At 34.6% G+C, this 14558-nt stretch carries 13 protein-coding genes and 1 pseudogene; all 14 read right to left on the minus strand.

The genetic code is table 11. The annotated features are described in order from the left end of the window. Positions 1–13: 13 nt before the first annotated feature. Positions 14–964: an L-lactate dehydrogenase gene (locus tag MKY70_RS25965; protein WP_033713146.1), complete on the minus strand. Its 951-nt coding sequence runs from the start codon at positions 962–964 to the stop codon at positions 14–16. Between the two features lie 247 nt (positions 965–1211). Next, positions 1212–1460 (minus strand): spore coat protein, encoded by a 249-nt coding sequence (locus MKY70_RS25970; RefSeq protein WP_341026040.1) that lies wholly within the window; start codon positions 1458–1460, stop codon positions 1212–1214. Between the two features lie 13 nt (positions 1461–1473). Further along, positions 1474–1659: a hypothetical protein gene (locus tag MKY70_RS25975; RefSeq protein WP_001180550.1), complete on the minus strand. Its 186-nt coding sequence runs from the start codon at positions 1657–1659 to the stop codon at positions 1474–1476. Between the two features lie 244 nt (positions 1660–1903). Beyond that, positions 1904–2461 (minus strand): TetR/AcrR family transcriptional regulator, encoded by a 558-nt coding sequence (locus tag MKY70_RS25980; protein WP_131246974.1) that lies wholly within the window; start codon positions 2459–2461, stop codon positions 1904–1906. Positions 2462–2464: 3 nt separating this feature from the next. After that, positions 2465–3187: an MBL fold metallo-hydrolase gene (locus MKY70_RS25985; RefSeq protein ID WP_341026043.1), complete on the minus strand. Its 723-nt coding sequence runs from the start codon at positions 3185–3187 to the stop codon at positions 2465–2467. Between the two features lie 109 nt (positions 3188–3296). Continuing rightward, positions 3297–3428, minus strand: a pseudogene (locus tag MKY70_RS25990) (helix-turn-helix transcriptional regulator); the annotation flags it as partial. Between the two features lie 697 nt (positions 3429–4125). Then, complete coding sequence (locus MKY70_RS25995) at positions 4126–4887, minus strand: ABC transporter ATP-binding protein (RefSeq protein ID WP_341026045.1); 762 nt, start codon at positions 4885–4887, stop codon at positions 4126–4128. A 15-nt stretch (positions 4888–4902) separates the two neighbouring features. Then, positions 4903–6621 carry a hypothetical protein gene (locus tag MKY70_RS26000; RefSeq protein ID WP_341026046.1) on the minus strand — a complete coding sequence of 573 codons (1719 nt, stop codon included), beginning with the start codon at positions 6619–6621 and terminating at the stop codon, positions 4903–4905. Positions 6622–6633: 12 nt separating this feature from the next. Further along, entirely contained in the window at positions 6634–7320 is a 687-nt protein-coding gene (locus tag MKY70_RS26005) for a YIP1 family protein (protein WP_341026047.1), read from the minus strand. 28 nt (positions 7321–7348) lie between these two features. After that, positions 7349–7855 (minus strand): stage II sporulation protein M, encoded by a 507-nt coding sequence (locus MKY70_RS26010; protein WP_341026049.1) that lies wholly within the window; start codon positions 7853–7855, stop codon positions 7349–7351. A 111-nt stretch (positions 7856–7966) separates the two neighbouring features. Then, complete coding sequence (locus MKY70_RS26015) at positions 7967–8278, minus strand: putative cyclic bacteriocin (protein ID WP_341026051.1); 312 nt, start codon at positions 8276–8278, stop codon at positions 7967–7969. Between the two features lie 746 nt (positions 8279–9024). Then, complete coding sequence (locus tag MKY70_RS26020) at positions 9025–10809, minus strand: acyl-CoA dehydrogenase family protein (RefSeq protein WP_445662069.1); 1785 nt, start codon at positions 10807–10809, stop codon at positions 9025–9027. Positions 10810–10926: 117 nt separating this feature from the next. After that, the gene (locus MKY70_RS26025; RefSeq protein WP_001206332.1) at positions 10927–12099 is read right to left on the minus strand and encodes an acetyl-CoA C-acetyltransferase; all 1173 of its coding nucleotides are present in this window, start codon (positions 12097–12099) and stop codon (positions 10927–10929) included. Positions 12100–12120: 21 nt separating this feature from the next. Further along, positions 12121–14502 carry a 3-hydroxyacyl-CoA dehydrogenase/enoyl-CoA hydratase family protein gene (locus tag MKY70_RS26030; protein ID WP_341026052.1) on the minus strand — a complete coding sequence of 794 codons (2382 nt, stop codon included), beginning with the start codon at positions 14500–14502 and terminating at the stop codon, positions 12121–12123. Positions 14503–14558 lie beyond the last annotated feature (56 nt).

A 14558-nucleotide genomic window follows, 5' to 3' on the forward strand; every position in this document is an offset into this window, starting at 1 on the left:
CTTCTCCTATAATTTAGTAACCAATTGTTTTCATATAATCGCGTAAAACATCGTTTGATTTTGCAAAGCGACTTTCTTCATCTTCTGATAAGTTTAGTTCTACCACTTCTCTTATACCATCTCTAGTAATAATTGCTGGTACTCCTGTACAAATATCGTATTCGCCATATTCACCATCTAAAATAGCTGAAACAGCGATAACACGGTGATCATCATTGAAAATTGAGCGAGCAATATAAGCTAAAGAATTTCCGATTCCGTAATAAGTAGTTCCTTTGCGCTTATAAATTTCCCATCCAGCTTTTGCAGTCTTCTCAACAATTTCATCTAAATCTATTTCACCAAATTGGTCTTTTTTCTCTTCTAAAATTTGTAAAATCGGTTTTCCACCAACAGTTACGTGAGACCAAGCAACCATTTGAGAATCACCATGTTCTCCTAATGAATACCCATGAATACTACGAGGGTCTACATGTAACATTTCAGATAAAATTGTTCTTAAGCGAGAAGAATCTAGTGATGTACCTGTACCAATCACACGATTTCTAGGTAATCCAGATAGCTTCCACACTTGATATGTAATAATGTCAACTGGGTTCGATGCGAGTAAGAAAATGCCATCAAATCCACTTTCCATTACGCCGCCAACAACACCCTCCATGATCTTAGCGCTGGCTCCTAAAGTGTCTAAACGACTTTGTCCAGGCTTCGGCGCTGGTCCTGCTGTAATAATGACAATGTCCATATCTTTGCAGTCTTCATAACTTCCTGCATATACTTTTGTTCTTGTATTTGTAAAGTTAATGCAGTGCGATAAATCCATCGCTTCTCCAACTGCACGTTCATGATTTATATCAATTAACAATAGCTCTTCGCAAATCCCTTGGTTTACAATGGAATACGCACAGCTTGATCCAACTAATCCAGTACCGATAATTGCAATTTTTCTTGTGTTTCTATTCATAGCAATCTCTCCTAATTGATCATGTAGTCTATTTCTTTCGTTCTTTACACCCCTAATTATAGAGGTTCTCACGATAGAAACCATGGATACTTTGTGAAATGTTGAGCAAAGTTTTTGTCCTTTTTGTGAATTGTCATATTACATTTTCGTCATATTTGTTACAACCGGAAAAATATTTTTTATGTATTTATTGACATATACCAAACAAAAAAACGAGCGAATCCATTCGCTCGTTTCATTCATCACACTATTCCGCACCTAATTGACTTTTTAATTGCTGTACAATCATTGGGTTAGCAGGCGCTGCCGGCTTATAATAACTTTTTTGCTTTGCGTATTCATACATATTACGTTGACGCATCTCATCTTGATTACGAATTTGAATTAACGTTTGATGTAACTGTTCATTATCAGACTGAGAAATATAATTTGCATAACTTGTTAAACTTGAGTTTAACCCTGCTAAATAATCATTTACCATATCTTTTTCATTCATTTCTCTCTTCCTCCTATCCTAAAAAAGTCATTAACTGCTGTTTCGTATTTCGTGCATCTTGTGCATCCTTTTGTAGCATTTGCTTTAGCTGTGGATCTGTACAAGCCTGTGCATACTGGTCCAATTTGTTAATAATCGTCGCATGTCCACCAATTAAATGACGTAAGTTTTCAACTTCAAGCTCTGTTAAGTTTTGCATAAAATACTCCTACCTTTCTTTGTTCATTCACGATTTAGTATTTATTTCTTTTAGGATTATATGCACTAAAAAAACCTTAGAATCGCTTCTAAGGTTTCCTCTTATTCATACTCAAGCTGCAACACCTATAATTAACGAAAGAATTAAGAACACAACTACCACTTGTAATTTTGCCTCCAGCAAACCGCAGCCTACTATACAAAAAGCATGATCAGCAACAAATTCATGTTGTCTCGCTTCTTATTCACTCTCTCATTACATGCAACCCTTTAATGAAGGTTTCTAATAATAAATGTAAACTCGCATCTAAATCTAATGGCAAACCAAATCCACCCTGCTGTTCAATCGACGCAAATCCATGACAAATACTTCTGAATCCACGTGTCGCATGAAGTGCATTCTCTCCTTCTAAGCCGTATTGTTGTAAAATCTGAAGACAAAGCTTTACAATTCCGTCACCTGCTTTTCTTACTTCTTCATCTCGTAAAAAGGTTGCTTCATACAATCCAGGATGTTTTCGGACAAACGCTACGTACGCTTCTCCTAATGCATGAATTGCCTCATCCACACGTTTATCCGAAGCTGCTTCTTCCAGTCTGTTATGCAGCTGTTTTATTCCGTAAATACCAAGATTTTTCTTTACATCTTGTAACCCTTTCACATGATTATATAGAGAGGGCGAACGTATCCCCAATCTTTGCGCTAATGACGATAATGTTACTTCTTGTATCCCATTTGTATCTGCGATTTCTGCCGCTGTATCTACAATTTTCTGTAATGTAAGTCCGATTCTCGGTGACATAAATTAACCCGCTTTCATACTTTCTACATTTCGCTTAGCTTCCTTAATAGCAAGTTTTATGGCAGTGCCTGGATCTTTTATCATTTTTCCATGTCCTGCCGCAAGCAAGGAAGGCTCATATTCTCTTAGCTTCTCTGCACTTTGTAATGATATTTCTTTGCTCCACGTTGCCATCGCAGGAAACGGAAACCAAAATTTCATTTGTCCCGAAACAGCCATACCTCCTCTTGTTTGGAAGGCATCCCCGACAATAAGAGCTTTATTTCGTACATCAAGAAACGACATGGATCCTGGCGTATGTCCCGGTGTCATAATCGCAAGAAGCGATCCAACTCGATCGCCATCTTCCAATAAAACATCAGGTACCGTTTTTACCTTTTTAGGTACACCGCCTTTTATTGGTATATTTGGTTCATCCTTTTGTAACGACGTATCTCCCTCTAACAGCTTTGCGTCCCGCTTAGAAATATAGACTGGGACATCAGGAAGTACTTCTTTTAATTCGTCTAGTGCACCGATGTGATCATCATGCGCATGCGTTAATACAATCTTAGTAATGGGTTTCCCTATTTTCTCAGCCGCCTGTAAAATTCCTTTTGCGCTATATGGCAAAGCCGCATCAATTAAAGTTAAACCATCTTCTTCCTCGACAAAGTAACAATTCACAGGAAACACTCTTGGCAAAAATGACAATTGATATACCGTTTTTTCATGTATCACTCTCATATTTCCAGCTCCCTTTTCACGAAAACTAATACCATTAGTTTTATTATACTAATGGTATTAGTTTTATGTCACTAAAAATTTCATTTTTTCTTTCAAAATATTAAACTGTGTAGTGATTCGCTTCAATTGAGACGATTGTTTGTCTACTTACCCCAGCTTGGTTCGCTAAATCTGTTTGCGATCAGCGTTTTTCTGCTCGAAGTACGACGAGATCATTTTGTAACATGCCACTCTGTTTCATAACCTCTCCTTACTTTACATTATTTTCTATATTTTAATTGTAAATTATTTTTAACATCAATAAAGTGAAATTTTAATCAGTAGGAATTTCATTCATCCCCCATTGATTATTAGTTGAACCAATCAGGATTTTGCGGGCAGTTTACCTCCCACCTAACTTCTTTACTTTTGCTGAATTTTGAGGCGAAATTCTTATTGCACACAAATGGCAGGATAAATGCCTTCCGTAGAATTCCGAAAATTAACAATCGATTGAAAATATGGTATAATATAAGAAATATAAACCTTAAAAGAAAAGGAGAATTCAATGCCCCAAAATATAGTCATGCAGTTAAAAAGGAAACTTGGCAAACCAGACTTTTGGCTTACTCATGTGATTATATATTTCGCATTATTATTCACTTCCAAACTCAATGATAGCAAATTGATGATGATTATTGTTGCTATCACATATCCTATCTTCATTGCCGTATTTACAATAATAGGTATTTATATGAAACAAAAAAATAAACCCTAAATTAATAGAGTATATTCAGTTAGTGGGACATGAACACCTCCATTCAATTTACATACTAAACATGTAAATTGAATGGAGGTGTTTTTCATTTTTAAAAGTGAAGCTTTCTACTCACAAAAGATAAAAAATAATCAAAATAACCGTACCAATTTTCAAAAAAACTACCCGTCCCCTAACAAATTTAGAGAATAGGTAGTTTAGGCGTTTTAATATTTGTTCCATTTTCAGAGTTTCCGTCAGAACTAGAAGCTCTATTTTTTATACTTATATGTCCTTTTAGCCAATTTTCAAATTCATGGATATTTTTAAATGAAGATATTTTCACATCATGATGAATATAGCCATTCTTTAAAACTATAACCCGATCAGCTAAATTATACACTGTCTCAGGAATATGACTCGTAAATAAAATACCTTTTGACCATTTCTTTAGAATATCACTTAATACTGAGGTTGCAAAAACATCTAACGCATTAAACGGTTCATCTAGTATAAGAAATTCTGGATTGTGTAAAAGAGCACAGGTTAAAGAAACTTTTTGTTTCATTCCACTAGATAACTCTCCAACATTTTTACTGAGATATTCAATTATATCTGTTTGAATAGAAATGTCTTTTATTTCTTGAATACTGAGTTTAACACCATATAATGAACTTATTAATCTTATATTTTCAAGAACTGTTAATTTTTCATAAAAAAAGGAATCTACCGCAACATAACCTATTCTTACTCTTTCTCTTGGATATTTATAAAGGTCCTTACCATTTATTTCAATGCTTCCTTGATCAGGAGTAAGCAAACCTACAATTATCTTAATCAATGTTGTTTTTCCTGCACCATTTTCTCCTAGAATAGCAGTTTTCTCATTAAACAAATCAATGGTAAGGTTATTTATAACAGTACATTCATTGAATTGCTTTGTACATTTTTTAATAGATAACATTTCCCACACCACCTACTATACTAAATCCATTTTATTGATTTTTTTAGTAATTTTCTTAATAACTAACCTTATAATCGTATATAAAATTCCTGTTATAAGAAGAATTATCAATGATCCAACTAAATAAATATCATTTAATTTAAAATCAAAAAGAATCATCATTATCATTGGTGTAATAATTGCAATTGTTAAAAACTGCGAAAGTTTAGATTCTATCGAATCCTCCCAAATCTCTTGTTCTTCAAAGTCATCAGCTTCTGAATAGTGTTGTTTATTAAAATGTGGGGAAGCAAAAGACGGTAACAATTTCAAATGAGGAATACATAAAAAATTCAATAAAACTAAGCATGAAACAAATAATAATTCTAATCCAGTAACAGATAAAATAATCATAATAATGGTAAAAGTAAGAGTAAATTCAAATAACCCCAAAATACGTTGAAAAATAAGTTTTTGCTTATATACTTTTTTCAAATCTGTTCCTGTTATCCGATATAAAACGATTGATTTTCCTTCTCCATCAAATCTTACAATTCCCGGAAACAAGGTTGTTCCAGCCTCAAACGCATCTCTTGAAATAGAATTGAAAATGACAAAGATAGTAAAAACCCTAATAATCGGAGAAGAACTATCTACTGTGTCCATAACCCCCACTGCAGCACCTATAAAAATATAATTTGAATAATGGTAAAAAAAGTAAGTGAAATGATGTGATAATTGTATTCTATCCCTAAACAAATTCAAAATTTGTACTTTTAAAATAATATCAGTAGATAAATTACAAAAAATTATCTGTATAACATCAATCCAATCTTTTTTACGTTTATCCTTAAGCTTCCAATCAGTCCGATACCAACTTCCAGATATTTTCCAACACCATATACTAAAGACAATAATCATTAACCCCTCAACTAAATATATCCAATGAAAATCATATGAACTTGATGTTGAAACTTCTGCAAAAAAATAACTTAAAAATAGTTTATTCATCTCAAGATTAATTACTTTACTAACCGATACAAATAATTCTTTTATCAATATTTTCCAATCCAGTAGATTAGAAGAAGTTGTAATCCAAGCTAACAAAGTACGAATGCCTACAAAACTAATTAGTAACGCCATGCTTCCAGTAATTATAGACACTAACATGGTCCCTAAACGATAACCATTTTTAACCCGATTCACTGACAACCTGGACAAAAGAACAGATACAATAAAAGAAATTAAAATTACTATTATAAAATAAAAAAATGTAGTAAATAAAAACAAGAATCCTACTTCATCAAATACAACAAAGAAAGAAATTACTCCTAATAAAACAAAAATATAATTAGGGATTGAAAATATAACAAAATGGCTCAACCAATTAAACAGATAAATTTCACGATTGGTTAACGGGGAAGCACTTAATAAAACTTCTTCAGCTGGTGCAATCAGACTCTTTGAATATTGAGCACCTTCAAATAAAACTAACAAAACTATCACATTAAAATAACAGTATACCAACTCTTTTAATGATAAATACTCACTTCCTACTGAGAGTAAAAAAGTCATAGCGATAAAATAAAGAAAATATTTAATTAAATTAACACTAATAATAAATAAATATATATATTTATTTATTATTTCTTGAGCTATAAATTTCTTTAATATTCTTACAAAAAAATCAGATTTTCTCAATATGATATAACGAAGACGTGTTTTTAAATAGTTCTGCAACGCTATTACAAACAAATTTATCCCTCACTATAATAAATTTTGAAAAAATATACTTGCCCCTATATTTAAAGCAAATAAAATTAGCATTAGTAAAATAGTTTGCTTTTTCGTTAACTCAACAATAATATACATACCTAATCCTATAAACACAAAATTTAAAATGAAGAAAAGATCAATTGAAGCAAAAACATTATAAATTACAGTATCTTCTTCAAAAAGAAAGGCTAAATTTGTATACAATTTAAAATCAGTATCTAACATAATAGCTATCAAGAAATTTAAACATATCCCTACAATAGAAGTGACTTGAGTAAATACAATAAGAGAAAAAATCTTTTTGAATAGAACATCCTTTTGAAAAAAAATAGAACAAATTTTAAAAAAGATGGCTATCAAGATTATCATAAACAATGAATTAAACACAGACATTAATCCACTTAAAAAGGAGATTACAACTTTTAACCTTTGAGGAGTAGTTTGAAGATCATTTACAATAGCATTAACTTGAGAATTATCGGTCAACACATAGCTAACAATGCTGATTAAGAGAACTTGTACAAATAAAATGGTTAGTAAAGGCTTGATAATTAGCGGATTTTTATTTATAAGTCTTATCTCTGATGCTGGATTAATCATGAATTTTAATAATGAAGGTTTTTCATTATTAAACTCATTAACTTCATCTATTATAGTAGTTGGCGATTTTATACCCATATATAAATTTTAACGCTCCTTTCTCTTTTCACCTTATTCCTTCAATAATTGCAGCAATGAGTGTCAATAAAACCACACCCAAAAATACCCCTAACATTTTTGATAATTTTATCGTAAACTTCTCTTTTTTCACTATACGATAATAAATAAAAAAACTAATTTGCAAGCTTAATACTACACTTAATAAGGTTGCTGGTATTTCAAATATAGCATGCAAAAATATTGTCTTAATCAAACTATCAAATTGTCCCAAAATGAAAGCTTGTACTATGTAAAACCCTCCAAATAATCCATTGATAATTAATATAATTAATGAAGGTATGCTAAATAATACTCCACCTATAATAAGTAAAAGGTGTATTTTTAAATTATGAAAAAAAATAATGTACCAAGCTCCTAAATCATTTGAAAATTTAAATTCCCCAATTTTTATATTTAATATTCCGAAAATAAATCCACTTAAAAGCATAGATAATACATAAATAGTTACAGCTATTTTTAAGTTATACTTGAATGTTAATTTAATAGGATTCATATAGAAACTATACACCTTCTTATTAATAATTCTAAAATTATATAAACATTTTATAAAATATAAGAATTAAACATATGCAAACAGAGAGACTCTGTTTGCATATGTAACATTTTACCAACTCACTAGCTTCTTCATTCCCCAGCGCTTAACCAAACTAACAATCAATCCACGTCCTACCGCAGTAAGAGCTGCTGCTAACGGTCCTGCAATAACAGCTCCAACAACTGCTACAGCATTCATAATAGAAGCACCATTTACGATTGCAGATACAATGTTGTAGAGTGTCGCATAAGTTACACCTACCCAACTTACTTTACCATAAAGTTCCAGAACAGCGCCTTGAGTAACCATAAACGCAAGACAAACTCCAATTAAAGCTGCTCCCCATAAGAATAACTGCTTGCTCTGTTGCCCTAATGTCATTTCCCTATTACCTCCCAAATTTTTTTGAAGCTTCGAACATATTATTTCAAAAAACCCAATATTTGTCTATTGTTTTTTGTATTTTTTTGTAAAATCAGAACTTTCTCAACTTTTTTTCGACTAAACAAGACATGAATATTATATTTATGCAATTTCATAAGTATTCAAGGGATTTTTGTACGACAATGATATACTAGAAACGTAGAAAAAGCCTACCAAATTAAGTAGCTACTACAGCAAATGGTGAGTATACACTATCTCCCATCAATAAAAATATTCCTCTATTAACAAAATCAATTTTTCAAATATATGCCTAGCTTCGAGGCATCTTAAAATATCTGTGAACATTCAGAATATCTTCAATTCCAAGCTAGACTAGAATTATTTTTTATTAAATTTATGATATTGTTTGACAGCATTTTCAGATATTATATTTACCATCCCTATATATTCTTTTTACACTCTTATATCAATGTTGGATACGTTATCATCTTATTCATGCATAGAGTTTAGTATACTGATGCGAGAATCAATCCTTTCTAAAAATACTTAACTTAGACATCCATACTCATTCAAGGGAATCCTATAAATAAAAAATAAAATCTAATTATTCATTATTTTCTGTAAAATGTTGATAAACTATCTTTTTCCACCATTAAATAATTAGGAAAATCTAATTATCTCAACATTTATTCATAAAAAACCAGTAGCCACACAAAAGTGTGACTACTGGTTTTAGTTTATAATTAAACTGTGTAACGCTCATCTTCTAAAATTTTCGCAGCAATTTCACGTTTCTTCGGAATTACGTTAAGTGGTGTGTGGCGAGTTAATTTACGTAATGATGATAACATCATGCGCAGCATGTCGCCATTTTCAACTGCGATAAGTGTTTCTTTCGCATCTGCTTCGATTTCGTTGAATGCTTCTTGGCAGAATACTTCAGTGTATAACACTTTTTGTTTATTCTTTTCAAGACCAGTTGTTTTAATTACTTTTTCTGTACGAAGAAGAGCTGATTCCATTGCGTAAAGATTGCTTACGATGTCAGCGATATTCACAAGAATTTCTTGCTCTTTATCTAATGCTTTACCGTATTTTTGAGCAGCTAATCCAGCTACCATTAAGCCGATTTTCTTCGCGTTCTTTACTAAATATTTTTGAAGTGCTAATGGCTCATCGCCTACTTCTTCTGGCATCATCATCATTAACTCTTCTTGTAATTTTTGTGCTTTTTGTAGTAATGGTAATTCACCTTTCATCGCTTTACGTAAGAACGTACCTGGTACGATTAGGCGGTTAATTTCGTTCGTGCCTTCGAAAATACGGTTAATACGAGAATCGCGGTACATTCTTTCAATCTCGTACTCTGCCATAAATCCGTAACCACCGTGAATTTGAACACCTTCATCTACTGTATAATCTAACACTTCAGAACCGAATACTTTATTTAAAGAGCACTCGATTGCATATTCAGCGATAGAAGCTGCTACTGCTTTACCGTCCTTTACTTCTTCTTCAGATAATGTGCTCATGCGGCTTTCGAATAAACCTACTGTACGATATACAGAGCTTTCAGCTGCATATGTTTTCGCTGCCATATTCGCAAGTTTCTCTTGAATTAATGGGAAGCGAGCGATTGGTTGTTTGAATTGTTGACGTTGATTTGCATATTGTGCTGAAATTTCTACTGCACGTTTCGCAGATCCAACTGTACCAACACCTAATTTATAACGACCGATATTTAAAATGTTGAACGCAATAATATGGCCTTTACCGATTTCACCAAGTAGGTTTTCTTTCGGTACTAACGCATCTTCTAAAATTAACGTACGAGTTGAAGAACATTTAATACCCATTTTCTTCTCTTCAGGGCTTGTAGATACACCAGCGTAGTCTTTCTCTACGATAAATGCTGAGAAGTGCTCACCGTCTATTTTTGCGTATACGATAAATACGTCAGCAAATGCAGAGTTTGTAATCCATTGTTTTTCACCATTTAATACGTAATGCGTACCTTCTGCATTTAAACGTGCAGTTGTTTTTGCACCTAATGCGTCAGATCCTGAACCTGGCTCTGTTAATGCGTATGCAGCTAATTTTTCACCAGTTGCAAGTAGTGGTAAATATTTTTTCTTTTGCTCTTCGTTACCGAATAATACGATTGGTAATGATCCGATACCAACGTGAGCACCGTGAGTAATTGCAAAACCACCAGCGCGAGAGAATTTCTCTGCGATTAACGCTGAGCTTACTTTATCAAGACCAATTCCGCCGTACTCTTCTGGTACGTCAGCACCTAGTAAACCAAGTTCACCAGCTTCTTTTAAAAGACGAACAGAACGATCAAACTCGTGTTGCTCTAAATATTCAAGCTCCGGAAGAACTTCATTTACGATAAAGTCCTCTGTCGTTTTTGCAATCATTTTATGCTCAGATGAAAAATCTTCTGGCGTAAACACTTGATCAATTGTAATTTCCTCTACTAAAAAGCTACCGCCTTTAACCGCATTTCCTACTGTTTTTTCCATGAAAATTTCCTCCTTCATATTTTCATAAGCCGCTTCTCTCATTTTTTTATAAACCTTTGTTGCTTCCATTCTTTGCTTTAGCGCCCTCACATTCTGAGCGAGCCGCTTACACTTTTTTTATAGTAATTCAAACACTCCCGCTGCTCCCATTCCGCCGCCGATACACATTGTTACGATACCGAATTGTTGGTTGCGACGTTTCATTTCGTGAATAAGAGATAGTGTTAGTTTTGCTCCTGTACAGCCAAGTGGATGTCCAAGTGCGATTGCACCGCCGTTTACGTTTACTTTTTCTTCATCTAGACCAAGTTCACGAATAACTTGGATAGATTGAGAAGCGAATGCTTCATTTAGTTCAAATAGACCGATATCAGATAGCTCTAAACCAGCTAATTTTAACGCTTTCGGAATTGCAGCAATTGGGCCGATTCCCATTACTTCTGGTGGTACTCCAGCTACTGCGAATGAACGGAATTTTGCAAGTGGCTTCATGCCATCGCTCACTGCTTTTTCACGATCCATTAATAGTACAGATGCTGCACCGTCGCTCATTTGTGAAGAGTTACCAGCCGTTACAGAACCGCGAACGTTAAATGCTGGACGTAATTTACCTAAAATGTCTAGCGTCGTCTCTGCTCTTACACCTTCGTCTTGGGCGAAAATGATTGTTTCTTCTTGCAGTTTGTTGTTTGATCCAACCGAGCGTAACGTTACATCTACAGATACTGTTTCATCAGCAAAGTTCCCTGCAGCTAATGCTTTCGCAGCACGTTGATGACTTCTTACTGCAAATGCATCTTGTTCTTCACGAGAAATTCCATATTTCACAGCAACTTGCTCTGCTGTATGCCCCATACCCATATAATATTCTGGTGCTGCTTCTACAAGGCGACTATTCGGACGAACAACGTGCCCCATCATTGGAACTAAACTCATTGATTCCGCTCCGCCTGATAATACAGCTTCAGAGTGACCAAGCATAATGCGCTCTGCTCCGTAAGCGATACTTTGTAAACCTGAAGAACAGTAACGGTTAATTGTAATAGCTGGAACATCGTAAGAAAGTCCTGCTAGCCCGCCGATATTACGAGCCATATTTAAACCTTGCTCTGCTTCTGGCATCGCACAACCGAAAATTAAATCATCAATTGGTCCTTCATAATTCGCACGCTTTAACGTTTCTTTTACTACTAACGCCCCTAGATCGTCAGGACGAACTGTTTTTAATGAACCCCTCTTTGCTTTTCCAATTGGTGTTCTTGCTCCCGCAACAATGACAGCTTCTCTCATGAACGATATCTCCCCTCGTTATTAGTTACGTAATGGTTTTCCTTTTACAAGCATGTGCTGCATTCTTGCTTGTGATTTCATCTCACTTACTAAGCTAATAAATGCTTCACGTTCTACATCTAATAAATACTGCTCATCAACTTCTGTTCCGTACGGCACTTTTCCGCCCGCAATGACATATGCCAGTTTCTTCGCAATGTGCAGATCATGTTCAGAAATGTAACCTGATAAATGCATTGCCTCTGCACCAAGTACAAGCGCTGCATATCCTGTCTCACCAACAACTGGTATCTTTTTGCGGATAGGTGCTTTATAACCTGCTTCATATAAAGAAAGTGCTTTTTGTTTCGCATCATATAGTAAGTGATCACCATTCACACTAATACCGTCTTTATCGCCTAAGAAGTTGTTCGATACAGCTTCTTGTGCTGATGTAGAAACTTTCGCCATCGCTACAGATTCGAATACTTTATTCGCAACTTTTTGTAAGTCGAATTCTACACCGTTTGCCATTTTGTTTAAGTGTTTAATGTATAACTCTTTGTTACCGCCTCCGCCAGGGATTAAGCCAACACCTACTTCTACTAAGCCCATATAAGTCTCACTAGAAGCTTGAATGCTCGCTGCTGGTAAACAAACTTCTGTACCACCGCCAAGCGTCATACCATATGGCGCCGCTACAACTGGCTTAGAAGAGTACTTAATTTTCGTCATTGCATCTTGGAAGTTTTTCACAACCCACTCAATTTCAAAGTAGTTGTCGTCTTGTGCTTCCATTAAGATCATTGCTAGGTTCGCACCAACGCAGAAGTTCTTCGATTGGTTTCCGATAACAAGACCTTTATAATTTTTCTCTACTTCATCAACAGCGTAGTTAATCATTTGCGTAATATCCATACCGATTGCATTGCTCTTCGAATGGAATTCTAAGCAAAGGATACCATCGCCTAAATCAATTAAGCTCGCTCCGCTATTTTTCTTTAACACACCGTTTTTCTCTTTTAACTGCTTAAGAGAAATTGCTTTTTTGTTACGTTCGATTAGCTTATATTCACCATTGTCGTAATAGTAGCTATCGCCGTTATCATGTTTATAGAAAGTAGTGAAACCTTTCTCTACCATTTCTTTCACCCAAGTAGGAACAACTGCGCCGTTTTCTTCCATCTTTTGAACAGACTTTTCAACGCCGATTGCATCCCAAATTTCGAATGGTCCTTGCTCCCATCCGAAGCCCCATTTCATCGCTTGGTCAATTGCAACGATATCGTCAGCAATTTCTTTATGAAGTTTTGCAGAGTATAAAAGAGTTGGTGTGATAATATTCCATAACAACTCTCCTGCGCGATCTTTCGCGTATACAAGCGCTTTCAATTTATTCGCTAATCCTTTTTCTTGCTTACTTAACTCTACGGATGCAGCTTTTAATTTTTTGCGCGCTTCGTATTCCATCGTTTCAGGGTTTAATTCTAAAATTTCTTTTCCTTGTTTTAAGAAGAAGCCTTGACCTGTTTTGCTTCCAAGCCATTTTTTATCAAGCATGTCATGCATAAAAGCAGGTACTTTAAATACGTCGCGCTCTTCTTCTTGTACATTTTCATATACGTTATTTGCAACGTGTACAAATGTATCTAAACCAACAACATCTAATGTACGGAACGTTGCGCTCTTCGGACGACCAATTAATGGACCTGTTACAGAGTCAACTTCTCCAACGCTATAGCCACGCTTAATCATTTCTTGCAATGTTACAAGCAAGCCATACGTACCGATGCGGTTTCCAATAAAGTTTGGTGTGTCTTTTGCGATAACAACGCCTTTTCCAAGAACGTCTTCGCCAAATAGTTTCATGAAGCTTAATACTTGTGGATCAGTTTCTTTCGTCGGTATTACCTCTAGAAGTTTTAAATATCGTGGTGGGTTAAAAAAGTGTGTTCCTAAGAAGTGTTTCTGGAAGTCGTCTGAACGACCCTCTGCCATTTTTTCAACGGAAATGCCTGATGTATTTGAGCTCACAATTGAGCCTGGTTTACGAACAGCATCTACTTTTTCAAATAGTTTCTTCTTTATATCTAAGTTTTCAACTACTACTTCAATAATCCAATCTACATCAGCTAGACGCTCAAGATCATCTTCTAAGTTACCTGCTTCAATCAGTGCTAAATTTCCTTTCACTGTCAGAGGAGCTGGTTTTTGCTTTAATAGTTTTTGCACAGCCGTATTACTAAAACGATTTCTCACACTTTTATGTTCTAATGTAAGTCCCTTCGCCTCTTCTTCTTTCGTAAGCGCCGGTGGTACAATATCAAGCAATAATGTCGGAATACCAATATTAGCTAAGTGTGCCGCAATTCCTGAACCCATTACGCCTGAACCTAGAACAGCAGCCTTTTTAATTTGGAACATCCATTTCTCCCCCTATTCTTGAATGAATGCTCATTCAATTTTTCGACATAAGTCGC

Origin of the sequence: Bacillus sp. FSL R9-9492 (assembly GCF_038007365.1) — a bacterium.
Taxonomy (GTDB): domain Bacteria; phylum Bacillota; class Bacilli; order Bacillales; family Bacillaceae_G; genus Bacillus_A; species Bacillus_A mycoides.